We start from the raw sequence: 23273 nt of genomic DNA on the forward strand, positions 1-23273 counted from the left end.
AATTGTGACCAAATTGAATGGCGCTTGGCAATATGGCCGATAGGCCCGCGCCACAGGGCTAAAACCGGTTAACGACGAGGCAGTCAACCATGGCGGCCAGATGGAGGCCGGCGCCGGCGACGACGAAGCCGTGCCAGACGGCATTGTGAAAGCGCAGGCCCTTCCAGGCGAAGAAGACGACGCCGCAGGAATAGACGATGCCGCCGGCGACGAGCAGCGCGACCGAGGTCGTCGGCAGCGTCGCGACCAGCGGTCCGGCCAGCACGACGCCGCTCCAGCCGATGGCGAGATAGAAGACGATCGCCAGCCGGTCGTAGCGGCCGGGCAAGAACATCTTGATGGCGATGCCGGCCGCTGCCGCGCTCCACACGATGACGATCATGGTCAGCGCCAGCGGCGAGTTGTCGAGCTGGGCGAGGAAGGGCGTGTAGGTCGCGGCGATCAGGAGATAGATCGCGGCATGGTCGAAGCGGCGCAGGATCCATTTCGCCGGCCACGAGACCGGCCACAGATTATAGGCCAGCGAAACCGAGAGCACGGTGAGCAGCGACACCACATAGAACACCGCGGCGACATATTCGCCGGGGCCGGAGTGAAAGGCGGCCAGGGCCAGGAAAGTCGAGCCGGCGGCGATCGCCAGCACGATGCCCACCGCGTGAACGATGCCGTCGGCGATCATTTCGGCGCGCGAGTAGTGCCAGCGCCCGACAAAGGGGATCTCAAGCTGTGTATCTGGATGCGCGTCGTTCATGAATGATCCTGCAACGCCTAATCTGGGCAGTCGCGGACCAGTATTTCAAGCTTCGGTTGCGGTTTTGCGACCCAAGCCGCGCGTCCTTTCGACGCAAAGAACGCCTTAAAGCGCGTCGCGTTGGACCGGATTGAGGCGACGCGCTTTAAGTCTTCGTTTTGATGTCTTTGTCCCAGAACCGCTGCACAGTTCTGGGCGACATGCATTGGTCAGCGAGCAGCCAATGGCTTCTTCACGGTTTTCAGCAACGCGCGCTGGATGAGCTCGTTGCCGGCGACGACCTCGCCGCTGTCCAGCATGTCCTGTCCGCCATCCATGTCGGAGACGAAGCCGCCGGCTTCGCGCACCAGAAGGATGCCGGCGGCGACGTCCCAGGACGACAGGCCGGTTTCCCAGAAACCATCCATGCGTCCAGCTGCGACATAGGCAAGGTCGAGCGCGGCGGAGCCAAGGCGGCGGACGCCGGAGACTTCGGCCATGACGTTGCGCAGCTCGATCAGGAAATTGCCGTGCTGGCCGCGGCCGAGATGCGGCACGCCGCAGCCGATCACCGCGTCGGTCAGCTTGGAGCGGCCGGCAACACGCAACCGCCGGTCGTTCATGAAGGCGCCGCCGCCGCGCTCGGCCGTGTAGAGTTCGTCCATCGCCGGATTGTAGACGACACCGGCGACGATCTGGCCCTGGCGCTCGAGCGCGATCGACACCGAGAAGAGCGGAATGCCGTGCAGGAAGTTGGTGGTGCCGTCGAGCGGATCGACGAGCCAGCGGTGCTGAGCGTCCTCGCCTTCGACGGCGCCGCGCTCCTCCATCAGGAAGGCATAGCCCGGCCGCGCCTTGGAAAGCTCGGCGAAGACGATCTCTTCGGCCTTGCGGTCGGCCTGGCTGACATAGTCGCCCGGGCCCTTCATCGAGACCTGCAGGTTCTGCACCTCGCCGAAGTCGCGCGACAACGAGCGGCCGGCCTTCATCGCGGCCTGGACCATGACGTTGAGGAGAGCGGAACGCGCCATTTTTTCTTCCTGCTTTCTTGCCGTTAATCCGCGCGGCGCACGTAGGTGATTTCGTTGGTGTCGACGATGATGCGCTCGCCGGCCGAGATGAAGGGCGGCACCAGCACGCGGATGCCGTTCTCCAGCACCGCCGGCTTGTAGGAGGAGGCGGCCGTCTGGCCCCGCACCACCGGGTCGGCCTCGGTGATGGCCAGCGTCACCTGGTCGGGCAGCGAAATGCCGATCGGGCGCTCCTCGTAAAGCTGCACCGTCACCGTCATGCCGTCTTGCAGGAAGGCGGCGCGCTCGCCGACGAAGTCTTTCGCCAGCTCAAGCTGCTCGTAGCTTTCGGTATCCATGAAGACCAGCGCGTCGCCCTGCTCGTAGAGGAACGAAAAATCCTTCAGATCGAGCCGGATTTGCTCGACGGTCTCGGCCGAGCGGAAGCGCTCGTTGAGCTTGGTGCCGTTGATCAGGTTCTTCAGCTCGACCTGATTGTAGGCGCCGCCCTTGCCCGGCTTGACAGTGTTGGTCTTGACCGCCACCCAAAGCCCGCCATCATGCTCGATGACATAGCCGGGACGGATTTCGTTGCCACTGATCTTGGCCATGATGAACTGATCCGGAATGAGATTTTTCTGGCGCGGGTCGCGATTTGGCGCCTCCAAGACCACAAATTGCCCGGGGAGGCAAGGGAGGGAGCCCAAGGCGGCCCGGACATGCTGTCCGTGACGCCATGCGTCAAGGCAGGCGATTTGCCTTCTGCAGCGCCTGCGTGGTCTGTTCGTCGTCGAGGCCCTGCAGGAAATCGTCCATCTGCGGATCGATCAGCCCGGCGCGGCGGGCGACGATGTACCAGGCGCCGGCAAGGATCAGGTCCGGATCGGTGCCGATGCCGCTCATATAGAGCTTGGCGAGACGGTTCTGGGCGGCGACGTTGCCGCCTTCCGCCGCCCGTTTCATCCAGGCAAAGCCCGATTTCAGATCGCGCCCGCCGCCGCGCCCCTCGATCATCCAGGCGGCGAGGTCGATCTGCGCGGTGTCGTAGTTCTGTCTTGCGGCCTGTGCCAGGAGAAGACGCGCCTGGGCGTCGTCATGCGGCTTGCCACCGACGCCATTGGCGTAGAGCTGCGCCAGCGCATATTGCGCATCGGCAAGTCCGGTGGCGGCGGCGCGTTCGTAATAGGCGGCGGCCTTCACAAGGCCGTCGTCGCCGGGATCCTGCTGGACGAGCAACTGGGCGAAGTTGAACTGGGCAAGCCGGTTGCCGGCCTCGGCCGCGGCCTGCATCAGCGCGAAAGCGGCCTTTTCATCCTTCTTCACATAACGGCCGTCCAACAGCGCCAGCGCGTATTGGAACTGAGCCTCCGGCACGCCCTGTTCGGCGGCCAGCGCATACCATTTCGCGGCCTCGGCCGGATTGAGCGGCACACCCAGCCCACGCGACAGGATTTCGGCCACGAGCGTCTCGGCCGCCGGATCGCCGTTTTTGGCGCGCCCCATGGCGAGGTTGTAGGCGGTCTTGTAAAGCCCGCGCTGGAAGGCGCCATAGGCGGCGTCCGGTTGCTTGGCGCCGAAGCGGTCGGGATTGACGGCGTCGGCCGACGGCGGCGTCATGGTCGCCGGTTGCGGCAAGGTGTTTTGGATCGGCTTGTCGATATGCGCGCCGGTGCCGAACCTGTTCGGATCCGGCTCGCCGGCGTCCGGCGCGGCCGTGTCCAGTTTGCCCTTATCCGGCATGCCCTTATCCGGCGTGCCAGTATCCGGCGTGCTTGCATCCGGCTTGGTTGCGTCGGATGCGCTCTTGTCCGGTGCGCTCGTCTCCGGCCGCGGCTGCGGCAGCGGGACGGTCTCAGCCGCCATCGCGGCCTGCGCCAACAAGCCGGCCAGAACCGTCAGGCAAAGGCCACGCAGGCGCATGTCAGTCCTCGAAACGCGGCGCGGTTTCATCGAGCAACGCGTTGGCGGCAGCGATCGCGGCGCGCGGGTCGCGTCCGTCGGCAAAGACGGCGCTGGACAGCGCTACGAACTCGGCGCCGGTCGCGGCCACCGTCTCGACCGAGGCAAGCTCGGAGCCGGCCATGACGATGCAGGGGATCGAAATCATCTCCGCCCACCATTCGCCCAGGGCGAGGTTGCGGTGGTGCGGCTCCGGCTTGTTGTCATAGCCGAAACGGCCGAAGAACATATAGTCGGGCCGCTCCTCGCCGAGCTCCAGCGCCTCGTCGCGCGTCTTGGCGCCGCCGGCGCCGACCATCATCTTGCCGGCCACCCGCTCGATCGTCTCGGCGAGTTCCGCGGGCTTCACTTCGACATGGATGCCATCGGCCTGGACGCGCCCGGCGATGCGGCTGTCGCCGGCGATGATGACGGCGACGCCGGCACTTTGAGCGATCGGCACGATCCTTTCGGCGAAGGCCTGGAAGGAGGCATCGTCCATGCCGTTGTCGGGCAGGATCAACGAGGCGACGTCGCCACCGTCGAACGCCGCGCAGATTTGCTCCGCCGGCACGAGCGGCGGCGCGATCAGCACGATGCGGCAGCGGTTGGGAGGAGTTGCTTCGTTCATTGGCCTTCGATCCCGGTTTCGCCTATGCCGGGCGAAGATGGTTGCATTGCGGCATAGAGCAAAGGGAGCGGCTTGAACAGTCGGCTATGCGGCGCATGAGGACCGGTCGAGCATCGTCGCGCACGTCGATATCGGGCTGGCAATAGCGGATGCCGGCATTAATGACTATCCCGGCGGCGCCGTTCTGCGCTATGGCTGAATTCCCGCCCCCTCCAACCTTTGCCGATGTCAGGCCTGCTCAGCGACCCGTGGTTCTATGCTGCTGCCATTCCGGCGGTGATCCTTGTCGGCCTGTCGAAAGGCGGCTTCGGCGGCGCTGTCGGTTTCGTCGGCGTGCCGTTGATGGCTCTGACCATCCCGCCGGTTCAGGCGGCCGCCATCCTGCTGCCGATCCTGTGCCTGATGGACGTGGTTTCAGTGTGGACCTGGTGGGGCGTCTACGACCGCAGGATGCTGGTTGACATGATGCCCGGCGCCGTCATCGGCATCGGGCTCGGCTGGTTGACGGCGGCGTTGGTCACAGAGGAGATGGTGCGGCTGATCGTCGGCGCCGTCGCGCTGGTGTTCGTGCTGCGCTGGATCTACCTGCAGTTCCGTCACGGCGCCGATCATGTGGCGGAACCGAACCGCATTGCCGCCGCCTTCTGGGGCGCTGTCGCCGGCTTCACCAGCTTCGTCGCCCATGTCGGCGGCCCGCCCTTCCAGGTCTATGCGCTGCCGATTCGGCTCGATCCGAAAGTGCTGTCGGGAACGGCGGCGATCTTCTTTGCCGCCACCAATGCGCTGAAGCTCATCCCCTATTTCGCGCTCGGCCAGTTCGACACCGCCAATCTCACCGCTTCGGCGGTGCTGATGCCGCTGGCGCCGCTGTCGACCATCGCCGGTGCGTGGCTGGTGCGCCGCATGCGGCCGGAGATCTTCTATCCGTTCACCTACGCCACCGTCGCGGTGGTCGCCGTCAAGCTGCTTTGGGACGGCATTGCCGGTCTGATGTGAGGCGCGTCGATATTCAGGTGAGGCCGGCCTGCAAATGGCGATTTCCTGCGCTTCCGGTGCTCACGTACTTAAAGTACGCTCCGCTCCCGTTCTCGGAAATCACCACTTTCGACTCGGCCTGACCTGAATCTCAACGCGCCTTCGAGCGAGCGCCTTAATGTCACGCGGCGCTCGGTACCATCTGGCGGCTGCCGCCGAAGGCGAGCGCGGCGCCCAGCGCGACCACCATCGCCATGCCGGCAAGAATGCCGACGTCGTGCAGAGTGGGCTTCAGCACCATGTCGGCGATGATCACCAGCATCACCGCATAATCGAGGCGCGCCCAGTTCATCATGCGCTGGCCGATGGAGAGGGCGGCCGGCGTCACGCCCTGCTCGGCGATCATGGCGCCCATGCGCTCGCCGGTCGGCTTGAAGATCAGCATGCCGATCGAGAAGGTCGTGGCATAGCCGACGAGGCCGATGACGATCCACAGGTCGGCAAAGCCGACCCAGAAGCCGCACATGATGAGGCCAAAGACCAGCGTCAGCATCGACATCGGCGCGAAGAACCGGCCGCCGAGCTGTCCGCTGGCGCGTATAGCCAGCAGCTTGTCCTCGATGTTGCCGGCGCGCTCGGCCAGCACGCCGAGCAGGAACAGCACGAAGCCGCCGCCGACCCACAAAATAGCCGAGACGACGTGAAGAAATTTAACGATCGAATACCAATCCATGGTTTGCTCCGGATATCCTGCCTGATTTCAAGCGGCACGGATTTGCGCGCCGCCTTTGTGGAGCGGCCTTTTGCGTGGCGCGTGTTTCGGAACGATGCCGCGGCAGCAACAAACATGTTACGGCGCCATGATCGGCGCCCGAAATCCGGTGCTCGGACGATCCGGGCGGCGAAGCCGCTGTCCTGTTCCGGCACAGGAACGCGCGTTCGCTTAAAAAATCGCCGCCGCGTTAAGGGTTCATTAAGCTTTACAGGCGTTTACTACACCCATCCAGTTTTGCTGGATTCTTACCGAGTGGTTGGAGCCACTTTGTTTGACGCCTCCCTGTTAAACTCCTGAGAGCCGCCTTATCCGCGGCTCTTTTTTTATCCGCTGCCGGCTGGCTGATGCCATCCGCTTGCGGATGGCCGGAAGCGGCCCGGCGTTAACCGTTTGTTAAACATGCGCTTGCCTTCATTGGCATCGAAGCGCATTTTCAAGCCTCAGTCATTTAGGGTGCGGGCCGCGTCGGCAAGGATGCCGAATCGGCTTGCGGCAGTGCAGGGGCGTATCGATGAACGAGCCTTCGAAGGGCAGCGCGAAAACCATAAAACTGGCGGAGCGCCGGGTTTTCTCCCAATCCTTCAAGCCGCTTTACCAGGAAGGCATGGGGCTGGTCGAACAGGCCGCCGAATATCTCGATGGCAAGGGCAGGCTCGAAGCCAAGAAATTGTCGCGCACGGCAGCGACGCTCTATGCGGCCGAATCGATGCGGCTGACCACAAGGCTTATGCAGGTCGCCTCATGGCTGCTTTTGCAGCGGGCGGCGAATTCCGGCGAGATGACGCGCGACCAAGTGGCTTCGGAGAAATCCAAGGTGCGTCTCGACACCGCCTCCGCGCATGACGAGGCGCTTGGCTGGAACGAGCTCCCCAAGGATTTTCTGGACCTCGTGACGCGCTCGCTGCGCCTGCAGTCGCTGGTGCGGCGCATGGACGAGGAAATCTATGGCGGCGTCATCAGCGAGACGCACGCGCCCGGTCGGCGTGCCAACCCGGTGTCCGACCAGATCAGCCTTTTGAATACGGCGTTCGCGCGCGGCTGAAACCGCGTTTGCAAAAAAAACGATAGCGGTAGCGGCATATCCTTGATTGGGCGGTAATTTGGCCGTGGCTTTGGCTGCAAGTTCAACGCTTGCGACTCCGGCCGCTCGTCGAACCTGCGGCAGCCATCGCCGTATTGAAGGCCATGCCGGCCTTCGCGGGAAAGATCACACTTGCCTTGAAGCGATAGGCCCCTAGTTGGAGCCGTTCGCCGCAGCCGGGTCGACCCGAGCCGGTTCTGCAAGAAAACCACCGTCACTGTGACCAAAGCAGATTGCGAGGCTTGATCCCGTGCATTCGCCATTGGACCGCATCCCGGTATCGATCATCATCCCCAACTACAATTACGAACAGTTTCTAGGACGCGCCATCGACAGCGCGTTGGAGCAGGACCACCGAAATGTCGAGGTCGTGGTCGTCGACGACGCATCGACGGATGCATCGGTGGCCGTAATCGAATCCTACGGCGACAAAATCCGTCCGTGCCTGAGGCGCAGGAATGGCGGACATGCGGCTGCGTTCAATACCGGGTTCGAGGCGAGCACCGGGGAGATCGTCCTTTTCCTCGACGCCGACGACTATCTCTATCCGAACGCCGTTTCAGAGGTGTTGGACGAGTGGGATGCGGATGTCGCCCAGGCGCAATTCAGATTGCATCTCGTTGATGAGGACCAGCATATCAAGGATGTCTTTCCACCACCGGAACAGCCGTTCGATTCAGGCGACGTCGTGCCGGAATTGCTGCGCAAAGGGCGGTACCGTACGACGGTAACAAGCGGGCTGGCGTTCGACCGCGAGGCCCTGGAAACGATAATGCCGATGCCTGAAAGCGATTTCCGGCAAGGCGCCGACGGCTATCTCGCAACGCTGGCGCCGCTGCACGGAGAGGTGAAATCCATCGATACCTGCCTTGGCGCCTACCGCATCCACGGCTCCAATCATTCGATCTTTGCCGAAAAGCTTGCCGAGCGAGCGCGCTGGCGCGTGCAGCATGATTTCCGGCGCCTCGAGGCCTTGTCCGGCCGGGCGGCCGAGATCGGCTTGACCGTGCCGCCGGATGCCGGCCTTCGCGATCCAGTGCATCTGGAAGAGCGGCTGGCTTCGCTCTGCGTCGACGAGCCCCAGCATCCGGTCGCCACCGACTCCCGGCTGGGACTGGCAAGAGCGGGCGCCGCCGCCAGCCTGGAAATGAACGCATCCTGGCGGCGGCGGGCTGCTCTGGCGGCCTGGTTCCTTTGCATCGGAATCCTGCCGCGGCGCATGGGCAATGCAGTCCTGGCGTGGAAGCTGGTCGCATCGTCCAGGCCGGCATTTCTCACGCGACTGTCGAAAACCATCCGCCGCGTGACGAATTAGGCATCTCGCTGTTGTACGGAAACGGCGCATAGCCGAGATTGCAATTGTTTCCGGTTTGTTCACATTTTGCTGACATCGCTTGCCGCCACGGCTAGACTTGGCGCATGGGGGAAGCGATTCGCATCATCGGCATCGATCCGGGCCTGAGGCGCACCGGCTGGGGCATTATCGACAGCGTGGGCAATTCGCTGCGCTTCATCGCATCCGGCACGGTGCGGTCCGACGAGAAGGAGTCGCTGGCGACAAGACTGTGCCAGCTGCATGACGGCTTGGCCGAGGTGCTGCACCAGGCCATGCCGCAGGAGGCAGCGGTCGAGCAGACCTTCGTCAACAAGGATGCGACGGCGACGCTGAAGCTCGGCCAGGCGCGCGGCATCGCCATGCTGGTGCCGGCGCGCGCCGGGCTGGTGGTGGCCGAATATGCCCCCAATGCCGTCAAGAAGGCAGTTATCGGCGTCGGCCACGGCGAGAAGAAGCAGATCCACATGATGGTGAAGGTGCTGATGCCGAAGGCTGTCTTCGACACCGACGACGCCGCCGACGCTCTGGCCATCGCCATCTGCCATGCGCATCACCGCCCGAGCACAGCCTACCGCATGGCCGCGCTGGCGTGAGGGGACAATCATGATCGGCAAGCTGAAAGGCACGCTGGACGAGATCGATGAGGATTCCTGCATCATCGACGTGCATGGCGTCGGCTATGTCGCGCACTGCTCGGCGCGCACGCTGGCCGCCTTGCCCTCGCCCGGCGAGGCGGTGGTGCTGTTCATCGAGACCTATGTGCGCGAGGACATGATCCGGCTCTATGGCTTCCAGAGCGGGCTGGAGCGCGAGTGGTTTCGCCTCTTGATGAATAATGTCCAGGGCGTCGGCGCCAAAGTGGCGCTGGCCATCCTATCGACGCTGGCGCCGGCCGACCTCGCCAACGCGATCGCGCTGCGCGACATCGCCATGGTTTCGCGCGCGCCCGGCGTCGGCAAGAAGGTGGCCGAGCGCATCGTCACCGAATTGCGCACCAAGGCGCCTGCCTATGCGGGCGCGGCCAGCGGTACGATCGGGCTCAAGCAGGAGCTTGGCGAAGGTGTCGCGGCCGCACCGATCACCGATGCGGTCTCGGCGCTCGTCAATCTCGGCTATTCGCGAGACATCGCGGCGAACGCGGTTGCCGCGGCGCTGAAATCAGCCGGCGAGGGTGCGGATGCGTCCAAGCTCATCCGTTTCGGCCTGAAGGAACTGGCGCGGTGAAGCGACGCTTGTCCCGCCATCGGTCCTATGCAAGGAAGGCGGCATGACCCTTTCGCCTCGCCTCATTGCTCCCGACAAGCGCGGCGAGGATGCCGACCAGACGCTGCGGCCGCAGTCGCTCGATGAGTTCGTCGGCCAGGCGGCGGTGCGCGCCAATCTCAAGGTCTTCGTCGATGCCGCCAAGAGCCGCGGCGAGGCGCTCGACCATGTGCTGTTCGTCGGGCCGCCGGGACTCGGCAAGACGACGCTGGCGCAGATCATGGCGCGCGAGCTCGGCGTCAATTTCCGCTCGACCTCGGGTCCGGTTATCGCCAAGGCCGGCGATCTCGCCGCGCTGCTCACCAATCTCGAGGAGCGCGACGTCCTTTTCATCGACGAGATCCATCGCCTCAATCCGGCGGTCGAGGAAATCCTCTATCCGGCAATGGAGGATTTCCAGCTCGATCTCATCATCGGCGAGGGGCCGGCGGCGCGCTCGGTCAAGATCGACCTTGCCCGTTTCACGCTGGTCGCGGCAACGACGAGGCTCGGCCTGCTGACCAATCCGTTGCGCGACCGTTTCGGCATTCCGGTGCGGCTCAATTTCTATACGGTCGAGGAGCTGGAGCAGATCGTGCGCCGCGGCGCCCGCATCCTGTCGATGCCGCTCGGCGACGATGGGGCGGTGGAGATCGCGCGCCGCGCGCGCGGCACGCCGCGCATCGCCGGCCGGCTGCTGCGCCGGGTGCGCGATTTTGCTTCAGTCGCCGGGGACGGTCATGTCGACAGGAGGATCGCCGACGAGGCGCTGACCAGGCTGGAGGTCGATGCGCTCGGCCTCGACGCGCTCGATCGCCGCTATCTGTCGATGATCGCGCGCAATTTCGGCGGCGGGCCGGTCGGCATCGAGACAATCGCCGCCGGGCTCTCCGAGCCGCGCGACGCGATCGAGGATATCATCGAGCCTTACCTGATCCAGCAGGGCTTCATCCAGCGCACGCCGCGCGGTCGCGTGCTGACCGCCAACGCCTGGCGCCATCTCGGCCTCGACCCGCCGAAGGACATCGCCCAGCAGCAGATCAGCCTGTTTCAGGAAGAGTAACGCAGATTTGTTCGCCGTTTCGGCGGCGCAATGGCCCATCTGCGCAGAATCTGCGCGCCTCGGCCCGACTGAGGGCGCAATTGCATCCTTTAAGATAGGCTATCTGACGCAGTCCTAGGGCTTGGGGCGACCTATGATCACCAGACGCGCTTTCCTGCGCCTTGTCGGCGGCTCGGCCTTCGCCATGGTGTCGCTCAGCGCCTATGCGGTCGGCATCGAGCCGATGCTGCTCACCCATGTGAAGCGCTACACATTGACGCCGCCGCACTGGCCGGCCGGGCTCAAGCTGCGCGTCGTCGCGCTTGCCGATATCCACTCCTGCCGGCCCTGGATGACGCCGGAACGGATCGCAGCGCTTGCCCAGGAGGCCAACGCGTTGCAGCCGGATCTGATCGTGCTGCTCGGTGACTATACCGCCGGGACAAAGCTGGTGACGGGCCGGGTGCGGGTGGAGGAGTGGGCCGAGGCATTGTCGGGGCTGAAGGCGCCGCTCGGCGTGCTGTCGATCCTCGGCAATCACGACTGGTGGACCGATTTCTTCGCGCAGCGAGCGGAAGCCGGCCCGACCCAGTCGCGCAAGGCGCTCGAGCATGTCGGCATCCCGGTGCTGGAAAACGACGTCGTGCGGCTGGAAAAGGACGGGCATGGCTTCTGGATCGCCGGGCTAGCCGATCAACTCGCGCTGCTGCCGAACAAGGCCAAGGGACGCGACAGTTTCCAGGGCTTCGACGATCTCCCGGGCACCTTGGACAAGATCCAGGGGAGCGAGCCGATCATCCTGCTTGCACATGAACCGGACATCTTTCCAAAGGTGCCCTCGCGGGTATCGCTCACCTTGTCCGGCCACACGCATGGCGGACAGGTGCGGCTGTTTGGTTATTCGCCGGTCGTGCCTTCGGACTATGGCAACCGCTTCGCCTACGGCCATGTCGTGGAGAATGACCGCAACTTGATCGTGTCGGGCGGGCTGGGCTTCAGCATTCTGCCGGTTCGTCTCGGGGTGCGGCCGGAGATCCTGCAGATCGATCTGGGCTGAGGCGTGCCGCCCCGGCCCGCCGCCTCAGCGCAGCGACCTGATCACCTCCATCACGTCCGGTTCCGCCTTCTCGCCGTCGAAGGCGTCGATGACGCCGAAGGCGCCGCCATAGCTCCACACCGACCAGGAAAAGCCATGCGCCTCGGCGCGGGCGATCATGTCGCGCACATAGGCTGCGCGATATACAGCCGGCATGACGAAGCTGTTGCCGTATTCCTTGCGGATCATGCCGAATTCACCGAGCGTGATGTCCTGCGGCTTGATCCCGTTGGCCTTCGCCCAGGCGTCGACCGTCGCGAACGGCGCATCCATCACGCCGCGCAGCTTTTCAGGACTGTCCGTCGTCGCCACCTGCTCGTCGAGATAGCTAAGCAGGCCGCTTCGCCGCGCCCAGGGCGCCTCGGCCCTGATCCGGTCGCGGATCGCGTCCAGCGCCATGTCGAGTTGCGCCTTCGGCACAGCCGTCAACGGATAGGGCAGGCCGGTTACGTAGGGGATGAAGTCGCCGGCCCAGCTTGCGCCCTGATGTGTCAAAAGGAACGGATCGTAGGAATGGAAGGTCCAGATGATGTTGTCATCGGCGATCGTCTTGGGGTCGATCCTGGCCAGCGACTCCGCGTTCGAATAGCAGCCGCCGGTCAGGATCAGCGTCAGTCTGGTGGCGGAGGCGCGCGCGGCGGCGAACAGCTGCTTCTGGCGGTCGGGCCAAAGGTTGGTGCCGTTCGCCTCACAATCGGCCAGCGGCTCGTTCATCAGTTCCAGCGCGACAAGCTTCGGATCCTCGTTGGCGAGCGTCCGCGCCATCTTGCGCACCAGCTCGGCATAGGCATCGAAGGCGGCCGGATCATGCACCACCTCGCTCATGCCGATCTTGCGATTGCCGCCGGCGGGGATCAGATGCAGGTCGACGATCACCTTCAGGCCGGCACGGTTGATCATGCGAGCGGAATCCAGCACGCTGGCATAGAGGTCGTCGCGAAGGTCCGTGGTGCGGTCCGAAAGAAAGGGCGAGGGATCGACCGGCATGCGCAGGAAGTCGAGGCCGGCGCCCTTGAGCGCCTTGAGGTCGTCCTCCTTAAGGAACTTACGCCATTCCGGGTAAGGCAGGATCGCCTGGCGCTCGCCCCATGTGTCCTCGACCGGCCAGGTGACCCACTGGTCGAGATTGAGGCCGCGCTTCATCGAGAAGGTCGCCGCTGCGGCGGGCAACGCCAACGGGCCAAGCGCAAGCAGCGCCACCATCAAGGTCTTGATCATCGTGCCCAACAGTGCCATCCCGTTCCCGCGCGAAAACAGTGCGTGTCGCCCAAAGTGTGCAGCGGTTTTTGGGACAACGACACGCATAGAAAAATGCCTAAAGCCGGAGGGCTTTAGGTGCCTGTTCGGGCCTGAAAAGGAAAGCGCGATGGACGATCATGGTGAATCGGCGGCGCTCGGCGCCGGGCTTTCCGGAGCGCTGACGGAGTTCGGCCACCGGCTGATGGCGAGGGTCTACTATGCCGACACGGATTTCTCCGGCGTCGTCTATCATGCGCGCTATCTCGAATTCCTCGAACGCGGCCGCTCCGACTATCTGAGGCTGACCGGCGTCCACCACACCGAACTCCTGGACGGCAAGCATGGCGAGCGCATCGTCTGGGTGGTGCGGCGCATGGAGATCGACTTCCGTTCGCCGGCGCGCATGGACGATATCCTCACCATCGACACGCGCACCGACGATATTTCCGGCGCCCGCATCTTCATGGGCCAGCAATTGAAGCGTGGCGGCGATGTGCTGGTCGAGGCCAAGGTCGAAGCGGCGATCGTCGGCGAAAGCGGCCGGCCAAAGCGTTTCCCAAAGGAATGGATCGCGGCTTTCATGCCGAAGGCAGAAGCCTGAAGCTTCCACGCGAGGCCCACCTTGAAGGCTTCAACCGGACGGCTCCGGTTGCCGGCCGCGCCAGCCATGCGCGGCAATGCGCCGCGCCTGATCCCCTAACCCATCCTTAACCATAACGGTTCATGAAGGAATTGGCGAAGTTTGGCGCAATCCGTGCGCCTTCCTTTCACCAATATTTGCCTCGAAAAGGCCGCGAAACGGTGCATTCGGGGCTATCCCGCAAGCTTCTAGCTTCGCGCGATCGGACCAAAGGAATGCCCATGGGCCAGCCGCCAGCGATGCCCGGAAAATCTTAAGGACGTAAGTCATGGAAAATATCGCACTCGCCGAACCGGGCGCGCATCTGTCGCTCTGGGCCCTATTCATGCAGGCCGGCTGGGTGGTCAAGCTGGTCATGATCGGCCTGCTCTGCGCCTCGATCTGGACCTGGGCGATCATCATCGACAAGCTCGTCGCCTATAGCCGCATGCGGCTGGCGCTCAACCGCTTCGAGCAGGTGTTCTGGTCGGGCCAGTCGCTGGAGGATCTCTACCGCACGCTGGCCGATCGCAAGACCACGGGGATGGGCGCGATCTTCGTCGCTGCCATGCGCGAATGGAAGAAGAGTTTCGAAAAGGGCGCGAAATCGGCGCTGGCGCTGCAGACCCGCATCGACAAGGCGATGGACCTGGCGCTGACGCGCGAGATGGAGAAGCTGGAGGGTCGGCTCGGCTTCCTCGCCACCACCGGCTCGGCCGCACCCTTCATCGGGCTGTTCGGCACCGTCATCGGCATCATGACGTCGTTCCAGGCGATCGCCGCCTCGAAGAACACCAGCCTTTCGGTGGTGGCACCCGGTATCGCCGAGGCGCTGCTCGCCACCGCGATCGGCCTGCTCGCGGCCATTCCCGCGGTCATCGCCTACAACAAGCTGTCATCGGACGCGAACAAGATCGGCATGCGCATGGAAGGCTTCGCGGACGAGTTCTCCGCCATACTCTCGCGCCAAATCGATGAAAAAGTAGCGCAGAAGGGCTGAGGATCGACAATGGGGATGTCTGCTGCAGGCGCAAGTGGCTCGGGGCGAGGCGGACGCGGCCATAGGCGGCGCGGCCGTCACCATGCCCTGATGTCCGAGATCAACGTCACGCCGATGGTCGACGTGATGCTGGTGCTGTTGATCATCTTCATGGTCGCGGCGCCGCTGCTCACCGTCGGCGTTCCAATCGACCTGCCGGACACGCAGGCCAAGGCGATGAATGTCGACACGCAGCCGATCACCGTCTCGATTGACTCGACGGGCAAGATTTTCCTGCAGGAGACCGAGATCCCGATCGAGGAGCTGGTAGCCAAGCTGCAGGCGATCTCGAAGACCGGTTACGACGAACGCATCTTCATCCGCGGCGACAAGTCGACCGACTACGGCACGGCAATGAAGGTGATGGCCCGCATTTCGGCGGCCGGCTACAAGAATATCGGCCTGGTCTCGCTGCAGGAACAGGATCAGTAGACGCCAAATGCGGACCGGCCTCACCTCATCGGTGATCTTGCATACGGTGGCGCTGGCCTTCGGGCTGTTCACGCTGTCGTCGCCACCTGCAATGCCCGCGGCCGACGTGGAGTCGGTGGCGGTCGACATCGTGCCTATGGAAGCCGTGCCGCAGACGCTGCAAGGTGACAAGAAGTCGGTGATGCATGAAAAACCGGCGCCGCTGCCGACCAAGCGGCCGGACGTCGTGCCCAATGCACAGAAGGTCGGCGAGAACACCATCGATACCGACAAGCCGGTGACGGACGAAGCCAAGCCGAAGCCGGTCGAGAAGACGGCGGCGCCGCCGCCCGCGCCGACGCCGACCGAGAAGCCGGCGGTCGAGGACGTGCCGAAGCCGCAGGAAAAGCCGAAGCCGACCCCGGCGACGGAAGTTGCGCCGACGCCGACGCCGAAGGAAGAGGTCAAGCCCGAGCCGGTCAAGCAGACGGAGCCCAAGCCGACGCCGGCCAAGCAGCCGACACCGACGCCGCCGAAGGACACGACCGCCGCTATTTCGAAGGACGAGGTGAAGCCTGACGCCGTCGCCGAGGCGATCGCCCAGCAGCAACCCACCGACGAGGCCAAGCTTCCGGACTCCGCGCCTGCGCCGGAAGCGCGGCCGAAGCCGCAGCCGGCCCAGGCCGAAAGCGCCAAGGCGCCGGACCGCAAGGACGCCGACAAGCCGGTGAAGGAAGCGTCTTCCAAGCCGAAATCGGACGACAAGCAGTTCAATGCCGATGAGATTTCCGCCCTGCTGGACAAGCAGAAGCCGTCCGGCGGCGGCGCCAAGCGCTCGACGCAGCAGGCCTCGCTCGGCGGCGAAAAGGACCAGGGCCAGAAGCTGTCGAAGTCGGAGGAAGGGGCCCTGCGCGATCAGCTTGCGGGTTGCTGGACCTTCCCGGCGGGCATGGAAGCCTCGGACGATCTCATCGCCGTGATCTCGTTCAACCTCGACGCCTCAGGCAAGCTGGACGGCCGGCCTGTCGTCGAGAAATCGAGCGGAAACCGCCAGGTCGACGAAAGCGCGGTGCGCGCTATCCAGAAATGCAACATGGCCGGCCTGCAGGTTCCTCCCGGAAAACAGGACATCTGGGCGCAGATCAAGGTCACTTTCGATCCGAGGGAAATGCTTGGCCTCTGAGGCCTGCCCTCCGCACAATCAGCGAAGAGAAGCGAGAAGATATGAAATTCACCCTCAAGCCGCTCCTGATGGTCGCGACAATAGCACTGGGTTCTATCGTTGGCGCCGCCGCGCCGGCATGGGCTCTCGTCGAGATCAACGTCAACAAGGGCAATGTCGAACCGCTGCCGATCGCCATCACGGATTTTCAGTCGAATGATGCGCTGGGCGCGCAGATCACCGAGATCGTAACCGCCGACCTGAAGCGCTCCGGCCTGTTCGCGCCGATCGACAAGAGCGCTTTCATCGAAAAGATTTCCGGTCCGGACGCCACGCCGCGCTTCGACGACTGGAAGGTAATCAACGCGCAGGCGCTGGTCACCGGCAGCGTCGGCAAGGAAGCCGACGGCCGCATCCGCGCCCAGTACCGGTTGTGGGATACGTTTGCGGGCCAGCAGATGGCGGGCGAGCAGTTCTTCGCCAACGACGCCAACACCAGGCGCGTCGCCCATATCATCGCCGACGCCATCTATGAGCGGATCACCGGCGAAAAGGGCTATTTCGACACGCGCGTGGTCTTCGTCGACGAGTCCGGCGCCAAGAACGCCCGCAAGAAGCGGCTCGCCATCATGGACCAGGACGGCGCCAATATACGCTACCTGTCGGACGGCCGCGCGATCGTTCTGACGCCGCGTTTTTCGCCGAACCGGCAGGAAATCACCTACATGTCCTATGAAAGCGGGCAGCCGAAAGTGTATCTGCTGCAGATCGAGACCGGACAGCGCGAGCTGGTGGGCAACTTCCCCGGCATGACCTTCGCACCGCGCTTCTCGCCCGACGGCCAGAAGGTGATCATGAGCCTGCTGCGCGACGACGGCAACTCCAACATCTTCGCCATGGATCTGAGGAGCCGCTCGACGACGCGGCTCACCGATTCGACCGCGATCGACACTTCTCCCTCCTATTCGCCGGACGGCTCGCAGATCGTCTTCACCTCCGACCGCGGCGGCGGCAGCGGCCGTTCGCAGATCTATGTCATGGGCGCGGACGGCTCCAATCCGCACCGCATATCCTTCGGCGACGGCGTCTATTCGACGCCCGTCTGGTCGCCGCGCGGCGATCTCATCGCTTTCACCAAGCAGAGCGGCGGCGAGTTCCAGATCGGCGTCATGAAGACCGACGGCTCGGGCGAGCGCATCCTGTCCTCCGGCTTCCAGCAGGAGGGTCCGACCTGGGCGCCGAACGGCCGCGTGCTGATGTTCTTCCGCGACTCCGCCGGCGGCCCCAAGCTGGTCTCGGTCGATCTCACCGGCCGCAACGAGCAGCAGATTCCGACGGCGAACTATGCTTCGGACCCGGCTTGGTCGCCGTTGCTTGAGTGAGGGGCGGGGAACTGGGGAATTGAAGAATTGAAGAAATGAAGAAAGCGGGCGGCTCAAAATCCTGCTTTCCCCCTTGGTCGCGTTTTGGCCGCATTTCTGCCTAGTGTCCGCGCGCAGTCTTGCCCTTGGTAAATGCGTGGGACCAGAAGAGCCGCGGGGGCGGCTCGAAACCAAAAATTAACCGTGTTTCTTGAATGCCGGTTAACCCAAACGTGGTTACTGGGTGATCAACGAAATCACTCATATGCGAAGGAGAGGCGGCATGGGCCGTATCGCAGCACTTACCAGAAACCCAGCGATGATCGCTCTCGTGATGGCGCTCGCCATTACCGGTTGCGCCTCGAAGAAAACCCCGAACAGCGCGGCCGATCTCGGCCTCAACGGTGCCGGCGCCGCGACGCCCGGTTCGGCGCAGGACTTCACCGTCAACATCGGCGACCGCATCTTCTTCGATACCGATTCCTCGTCGATCCGCGCCGACGCACAGACCACGCTGGCCCGCCAGGCGCAGTGGCTGAACCAGTACCGCCAGTATGCGATCGTCATCGAAGGCCATGCCGACGAGCGCGGCACGCGTGAGTACAATCTGGCACTGGGCGCCCGCCGCGCCGCCGCCACCCGCGACTTCCTTGTCTCCAAGGGCGTCTCCGCCGGCCGCTTGAAGACGATCTCTTACGGCAAGGAGCGTCCGGTCGCGGTCTGCGACGACATCTCCTGCTGGTCGCAGAACCGCCGCGCCGTCACCACGCTTTCCGGCGCCGGCTCCTGACGCATGATACCGAAGATCGGGGTCGATTTTCGGTAACGGCGCTCGGCGTCCCAGGCGACAAAAATACAACATCCCAAAAATGAAAGGCGGCCTCAGGGCCGCCTTTTTCCTTTGCAACAAACCGAAACAAAATTTGGCCGAAGTCTCGCGTCCTGCTATGAGCGCGAGGGCGCTTCCTCCCTTGTTTGATTTGGAAAGGCGCATCAGGCCAACACCCACCGCGAGAGACAGAATGCACTTCAGAACGGTCCTGAGCGGCACGCTTGCGCTGCTGCTCGTATCAAGCCTCCCAAGCCTTGCCGCGCCGGCCGACAGTGCCGGGCCGGCCGCCGACAGCGGGTTCACCTTCCATCTGCCCACGCTCGGCATCTTCGGCGACAAGAAGAAGCCGGAACAGGCGCAGGTCGCACAACAGGAGGGCGGCGCCGGCGTGACTGGCCTGGAAGACCAACTGCGCCAGCTGAACGGCAAGATCGAGGAGATGAATTTCCAGATCCTGCAGATGCAGGAACAGATCCGCAAGCAGCAGGAAGACAATGAGTTCCGTTTCCAGCAGCTCGAGGGCCAAGGAGGCGCCAAGCCGGCCGGGCAGAAGAAATCGGAAGCCGCGCCCCAGGACAACAATAACGGCAACACCAATCTCGGCGATGCCGGCACCGGTCAATCCGGCACCGGCGACGCCGGAGCCGACAATAGCGTCGCCCAGGCCCCGGCGACGCAGCCGCCGGCTGGCACCGGTGCGCAAAACGGCGGCAAAAGCGTTGGCGACGTCATCGTGGAATCGCAGACCGGCGATCCCGGCAAGCTGATCACCGGCGCGCCGCCGAAGAATTTCGGCACCATCACCGTCGACAAGAACGGCAACGTGGTCAATGCCGAGACCGGCCCGCAGGCCAGCGCGCCGGCGGAAGCTCCCGCGGCCACGGCAAACGCTCCTTCCGCCGAGACGCCGGCCAAGAAGAGCAAGTCCGGCGGCACCGAAGTGGCGGCACTGCCGTCGACCAACAATCCCGACGAGCTCTATCGCAATTCCTACCAATTCATCCTGTCGGGCGATTATCCGACCGCCGAGCAGGGTTTTCGCGACCATATTTCCCGCTTCCCCAAGGACGCCAAGGCGGCTGATGCGCATTACTGGCTAGGCGAGTCTCTGCTCGGGCAGCAGAAATACCGTGACGCGGCCGAAGTCTTCCTCGCCGCCAGCAAGGACTATCCGAAGGCGAAGAAGGCGCCCGACATGCTGCTCAAGCTCGGCGTTTCGCTGGTCGGCCTGAAGCAGAACGACGTCGCCTGCGCCACCTTCAGTGAAATCGGCAAGCGCTATCCCGATGTTTCCGGCGCCCTCAAGGAACGCATCAAGCAGGAAAGGGCCCTGGCGTCGTGCTGACGCCCGACAGCAAACCTGACCTTTTGGACTGCCTTTTCTCCGACCTGGATCTTTCGACCGGCGCCATTGCTGCCGTGTCCGGCGGCAGCGACTCGACCGCCCTTCTCCTTCTCCTCAAAGATCACCTCGACCGGACGGCATCGGCCGCCAGGCTGCTCGCGGTGACCATCGATCATGGCCTGAGGCCGGACTCGGCCACTGAGGCGCGGCTCGTTCAACGCTTCTGCGCCGAGCGCGGCATCGCGCATCGCATTCTTGCCTGGCGCGGCGACAAGCCCGCGACCGGTCTGGCGGCCGCCGCGCGCGAGGCGCGCTACCGGCTGCTTGCCGAAGCTGCCGGCGCCGAAGGCATCAAGCTGATCCTGACCGGCCACACCGCCGACGACCAGGCCGAGACGGTGCTGATGCGGCAGGCGCGCGACGATGAGGGCCGGGGCCTCGCCGGCATGGCGCCCGCCACGCTGTTCGACTGGCGGACATGGATCGTCCGGCCGCTGCTTGGCACAAGGCGCGCGGCACTGCGCGAGATGCTGCGGGCTCGCGACATCGGCTGGATCGAGGATCCGACCAATGCCGATGCCCGCTTCGAGCGGCCGCGCGTGCGGGCGAAGCTCGCTCAGGGCGACGGCGAACAGCGTGTCGCGCAGGCGCTGGTACGGGCGGGCCAGGCGGCTCTCGAGCGCCGGGAAATCGGCCGCCGCGCCGCCATGCTCATCGACGCCTTTGCCGCCAGGCCGGTTCCGGGCCTCATCCGCCTCGATCGCAAGTTTGCCGGACATGAGGATGGCCAAGCCGCCATCCATGCGCTGCGCATCCTGTTGGCCACCATCGGCGGCGTCTCGTTTCTTGCCGACGAGACGCGCTGCGCTGCGCTGCTTTCGCGCCTGCGGTCCGCTCCGTTTCGCGCCACATTGTCGCGGACGGTTATCGACGCGCGACGAACCGGCATTTTCCTTCGCCGCGAGAACCGCGGCCTGCCTGCCGCCGCGCCACCGCAGCACAACCGGCTCTGGGACAATCGGCGGCGCATCACTTTGAAAGACGGGCCTGGCGACTTGGTGATCGCGCCGCTGGGGGCGGCCGCCGCCGGGAAAGCGCCCTTGAGTGAGGATATCCCGCCGAGCCTTTCGCGCGCCGCGCTTGCCGCGGAGCCCGCGCTGTGGTCCGCCAGCGAATGCCTTGGTTTTGCGGGCGGCAATGCCGGCTCGCGATCGGTCTCGATCGCTCCGGCGGTGGCTCCTTTCGCGCGCTTCCTGCCGTCCTTCGACATCGAGCCCGCCGCCGCCGCGGCGGCCCTGGTCGGCGCGCCGCCGTTGCCGGCACTGCCATTCCGCCGCCATGATGGTGGTTGAGGGTGGGCGAAAGCTTAACCGATACGTGCTGTTCTGCTTGGCAAGGGGGGGCGCTCTCCCTATGTTAGGCCCAAGCTAATCCATCATCGCGGGTCCGCGCGCGGACGCCAACGGGACAATAGATGAATCCGAATTATCGCAACCTCGCGCTCTGGGCGATCATAGCGGTCCTGCTCATAGCCCTGTTCAATCTTTTCCAGACGCCGCAGACGCGCGGCGCCACCACGGATATCGCCTATTCGCAGTTCCTGCAGGACGTCGCGTCGGGCCGGGTCAAAAGCGTGACCATCGCCGGCGCCCGCATCTTCGGCAACTACACGGACAACGCCAACGGCTTTCAGACCTATTCGCCCGGCGACCCGTCGCTAGTCTCCAGGCTGCAGGACAAAAACGTCACCATCACCGCAAAGCCCGAGACCGACGGCTCCAATTCGCTGTTCGGCTATCTGATCTCGTGGTTGCCGATGATCCTGATCCTCGGCGTGTGGATATTCTTCATGCGCCAGATGCAATCGGGCTCCGGGCGCGCCATGGGCTTCGGCAAGTCGAAGGCCAAGCTTTTGACCGAGGCGCATGGCCGCGTCACCTTCCAGGACGTCGCCGGCGTCGACGAGGCCAAGGAAGATCTCGAAGAAATCGTCGAGTTCCTGCGCGATCCGCAGAAGTTCCAGCGCCTCGGCGGCAAGATCCCGCGCGGCGTGCTCCTGGTCGGCCCGCCCGGCACCGGCAAGACGCTGCTCGCCCGCTCGGTTGCCGGTGAAGCCAACGTGCCGTTCTTCACCATTTCCGGCTCGGATTTCGTCGAGATGTTCGTCGGCGTAGGCGCAAGCCGCGTGCGCGACATGTTCGACCAGGCCAAGAAGAACGCGCCCTGCATCATCTTCATCGACGAAATCGATGCGGTCGGCCGCCATCGCGGCGCCGGCCTCGGCGGCGGCAATGACGAACGCGAGCAGACGCTGAACCAGCTTCTGGTCGAGATGGACGGTTTCGAGTCCAACGAGAGCATCATCCTCATCGCCGCCACCAACCGGCCCGACGTGCTCGACCCGGCGCTGCTGAGGCCCGGCCGTTTCGATCGCCAGGTCGTGGTGCCGAACCCCGACATCGTCGGCCGCGAGAAGATCCTCAAGGTGCATGTGCGCAACGTGCCGCTGGCGCCCAATGTCGACCTCAAGGTGGTTGCGCGCGGCACCCCGGGCTTTTCCGGCGCCGATCTGATGAACCTCGTCAACGAATCCGCGCTGATGGCGGCGCGCCGCAACAAGCGGCTCGTCACCATGGCCGAGTTCGAGGACGCCAAGGACAAGATCATGATGGGCGCCGAGCGCCGCTCGTCGGCGATGACGCAGGCCGAGAAGGAGCTGACCGCCTATCACGAGGCCGGGCACGCGATCCTGGCGCTCAACGTGCCGTCGGCCGATCCGCTGCACAAGGCAACCATCATCCCGCGCGGCCGCGCGCTCGGCATGGTCATGCAGTTGCCGGAAGGCGACCGGTATTCGATGAGCTACAAGTACATGATCTCGCGGCTTGCGATCATGATGGGCGGCCGCGTCGCCGAAGAGTTCAAGTTCGGCAAGGAGAACATCACGTCGGGCGCCTCCTCCGATATCGAGCAGGCGACCAAGCTGGCGCGCGCCATGGTCACGCGCTGGGGCTTCTCCGACAAGCTCGGCCACGTCGCCTATGGCGACAACCAGGAAGAGGTCTTCCTCGGCCATTCGGTGGCGCGCACCCAGAACATCTCGGAAGAGACGGCGCAGATCATCGACGCCGAGGTGCGGCGCCTGATCGACGACGCCTATTCGACCGCCAAGACCATCTTGACCAAGAAGAAGAAGGAGTGGATCGCGCTCGCCGAAGGACTGCTCGAATACGAGACGCTGTCCGGCGACGAGATCAAGCAGCTGATCGCGGGCAACAAGCCCGCCCGCGACCTCGGCGACGACACCCCGCCCAGCCGCGGCTCGGCCGTGCCGAAGGCCGGCACCGGCGGCCGCCGCAAGAAGGGCCCCGAGCCCGAAGGCGGCATGGAGCCGCAGCCGTCAAGCTGA

Annotated in this window: 23 protein-coding genes; 16 read left to right on the forward strand and 7 right to left on the reverse strand. The window is 64.5% G+C overall.

Annotated elements, in window-relative coordinates:
• Window positions 1-58 precede the first annotated feature (58 nt).
• From trhA to LB538_RS21170, 5 genes are all read right to left on the reverse strand, one after another.
• Window positions 59-751, reverse strand: a complete 693-nt coding sequence (gene trhA / locus LB538_RS21150; protein WP_224528050.1) for a PAQR family membrane homeostasis protein TrhA — start codon at window positions 749-751, stop codon at window positions 59-61.
• 209 nt (window positions 752-960) lie between these two features.
• Entirely contained in the window at window positions 961-1761 is an 801-nt protein-coding gene (locus LB538_RS21155; RefSeq protein WP_095767263.1) for an inositol monophosphatase family protein, read from the reverse strand.
• Between the two features lie 23 nt (window positions 1762-1784).
• Window positions 1785-2351, reverse strand: a complete 567-nt coding sequence (efp, locus tag LB538_RS21160; protein ID WP_224528048.1) for an elongation factor P — start codon at window positions 2349-2351, stop codon at window positions 1785-1787.
• Window positions 2352-2481: 130 nt separating this feature from the next.
• Window positions 2482-3660, reverse strand: a complete 1179-nt coding sequence (locus tag LB538_RS21165; protein ID WP_224528046.1) for a tetratricopeptide repeat protein — start codon at window positions 3658-3660, stop codon at window positions 2482-2484.
• 1 nt (window position 3661) lies between these two features.
• Window positions 3662-4309 (reverse strand): thiamine phosphate synthase, encoded by a 648-nt coding sequence (locus tag LB538_RS21170; protein ID WP_140841696.1) that lies wholly within the window; start codon window positions 4307-4309, stop codon window positions 3662-3664.
• Window positions 4310-4534: 225 nt separating this feature from the next.
• Here LB538_RS21170 and LB538_RS21175 point away from each other — a divergent pair, with 225 nt between their 5' ends.
• Window positions 4535-5305, forward strand: coding sequence for a sulfite exporter TauE/SafE family protein (locus LB538_RS21175; protein ID WP_095767265.1), 771 nt, complete (start codon window positions 4535-4537; stop codon window positions 5303-5305).
• Between the two features lie 160 nt (window positions 5306-5465).
• Here LB538_RS21175 and LB538_RS21180 read toward each other — a convergent pair whose 3' ends face one another.
• Window positions 5466-6017: a DUF2269 family protein gene (locus tag LB538_RS21180; protein ID WP_140841692.1), complete on the reverse strand. Its 552-nt coding sequence runs from the start codon at window positions 6015-6017 to the stop codon at window positions 5466-5468.
• A gap of 553 nt (window positions 6018-6570) precedes the next feature.
• On the opposite strand from LB538_RS21180, the gene LB538_RS21185 reads away from it, so the two are divergent.
• From LB538_RS21185 to LB538_RS21210, 6 genes are all read left to right on the forward strand, one after another.
• Complete coding sequence (locus LB538_RS21185; protein WP_140841690.1) at window positions 6571-7101, forward strand: DUF1465 family protein; 531 nt, start codon at window positions 6571-6573, stop codon at window positions 7099-7101.
• A 289-nt stretch (window positions 7102-7390) separates the two neighbouring features.
• Window positions 7391-8455: a glycosyltransferase family 2 protein gene (locus LB538_RS21190; RefSeq protein WP_140841685.1), complete on the forward strand. Its 1065-nt coding sequence runs from the start codon at window positions 7391-7393 to the stop codon at window positions 8453-8455.
• A gap of 104 nt (window positions 8456-8559) precedes the next feature.
• The gene (gene ruvC, locus LB538_RS21195; RefSeq protein ID WP_224528035.1) at window positions 8560-9069 is read left to right on the forward strand and encodes a crossover junction endodeoxyribonuclease RuvC; all 510 of its coding nucleotides are present in this window, start codon (window positions 8560-8562) and stop codon (window positions 9067-9069) included.
• A 10-nt stretch (window positions 9070-9079) separates the two neighbouring features.
• Complete coding sequence (gene ruvA, locus LB538_RS21200) at window positions 9080-9700, forward strand: Holliday junction branch migration protein RuvA (RefSeq protein ID WP_224528033.1); 621 nt, start codon at window positions 9080-9082, stop codon at window positions 9698-9700.
• Window positions 9701-9743: 43 nt separating this feature from the next.
• A complete protein-coding gene (gene ruvB, locus LB538_RS21205; RefSeq protein WP_224528031.1) occupies window positions 9744-10781 on the forward strand; it encodes a Holliday junction branch migration DNA helicase RuvB in 1038 nt (345 codons plus the stop codon).
• A 133-nt stretch (window positions 10782-10914) separates the two neighbouring features.
• Window positions 10915-11817, forward strand: coding sequence for a metallophosphoesterase (locus LB538_RS21210; protein ID WP_224528030.1), 903 nt, complete (start codon window positions 10915-10917; stop codon window positions 11815-11817).
• Between the two features lie 24 nt (window positions 11818-11841).
• Here the strand turns inward: LB538_RS21210 and LB538_RS21215 are convergent, their stop codons facing one another.
• Window positions 11842-13092, reverse strand: coding sequence for a glycoside hydrolase family 5 protein (locus LB538_RS21215; RefSeq protein WP_224528028.1), 1251 nt, complete (start codon window positions 13090-13092; stop codon window positions 11842-11844).
• Between the two features lie 130 nt (window positions 13093-13222).
• Here LB538_RS21215 and ybgC point away from each other — a divergent pair, with 130 nt between their 5' ends.
• The 9 genes from ybgC to ftsH all read left to right on the forward strand — a co-directional run bounded on the left by ybgC (window position 13223) and on the right by ftsH (window position 23273).
• Entirely contained in the window at window positions 13223-13696 is a 474-nt protein-coding gene (gene ybgC, locus LB538_RS21220; RefSeq protein ID WP_224528025.1) for a tol-pal system-associated acyl-CoA thioesterase, read from the forward strand.
• Between the two features lie 307 nt (window positions 13697-14003).
• The gene (gene tolQ / locus LB538_RS21225) at window positions 14004-14714 is read left to right on the forward strand and encodes a protein TolQ (protein ID WP_095767277.1); all 711 of its coding nucleotides are present in this window, start codon (window positions 14004-14006) and stop codon (window positions 14712-14714) included.
• A 9-nt stretch (window positions 14715-14723) separates the two neighbouring features.
• On the forward strand, window positions 14724-15185 hold the full coding sequence (gene tolR, locus LB538_RS21230; protein WP_411909045.1) for a protein TolR: 462 nt from the start codon (window positions 14724-14726) through the stop codon (window positions 15183-15185).
• A 7-nt stretch (window positions 15186-15192) separates the two neighbouring features.
• Window positions 15193-16347, forward strand: coding sequence for an energy transducer TonB (locus LB538_RS21235; RefSeq protein WP_224528022.1), 1155 nt, complete (start codon window positions 15193-15195; stop codon window positions 16345-16347).
• A 68-nt stretch (window positions 16348-16415) separates the two neighbouring features.
• Window positions 16416-17708, forward strand: coding sequence for a Tol-Pal system beta propeller repeat protein TolB (gene tolB, locus LB538_RS21240; RefSeq protein ID WP_224528395.1), 1293 nt, complete (start codon window positions 16416-16418; stop codon window positions 17706-17708).
• A gap of 262 nt (window positions 17709-17970) precedes the next feature.
• A complete protein-coding gene (pal, locus tag LB538_RS21245) occupies window positions 17971-18477 on the forward strand; it encodes a peptidoglycan-associated lipoprotein Pal (protein WP_095767281.1) in 507 nt (168 codons plus the stop codon).
• Window positions 18478-18709: 232 nt separating this feature from the next.
• A complete protein-coding gene (ybgF, locus tag LB538_RS21250) occupies window positions 18710-19864 on the forward strand; it encodes a tol-pal system protein YbgF (RefSeq protein WP_095767282.1) in 1155 nt (384 codons plus the stop codon).
• Window positions 19858-21216 carry a tRNA lysidine(34) synthetase TilS gene (gene tilS, locus LB538_RS21255; RefSeq protein ID WP_224528019.1) on the forward strand — a complete coding sequence of 453 codons (1359 nt, stop codon included), beginning with the start codon at window positions 19858-19860 and terminating at the stop codon, window positions 21214-21216. The genes ybgF and tilS overlap by 7 nt, the downstream gene beginning before the upstream one ends.
• Window positions 21217-21338: 122 nt before the next feature.
• Window positions 21339-23273 carry an ATP-dependent zinc metalloprotease FtsH gene (gene ftsH / locus LB538_RS21260; protein ID WP_095767284.1) on the forward strand — a complete coding sequence of 645 codons (1935 nt, stop codon included), beginning with the start codon at window positions 21339-21341 and terminating at the stop codon, window positions 23271-23273.

Origin of the sequence: Mesorhizobium sp. Ca11, from assembly GCF_020165275.1 — a bacterium.
In the GTDB taxonomy this organism is placed as follows: Bacteria; Pseudomonadota; Alphaproteobacteria; order Rhizobiales; family Rhizobiaceae; genus Mesorhizobium.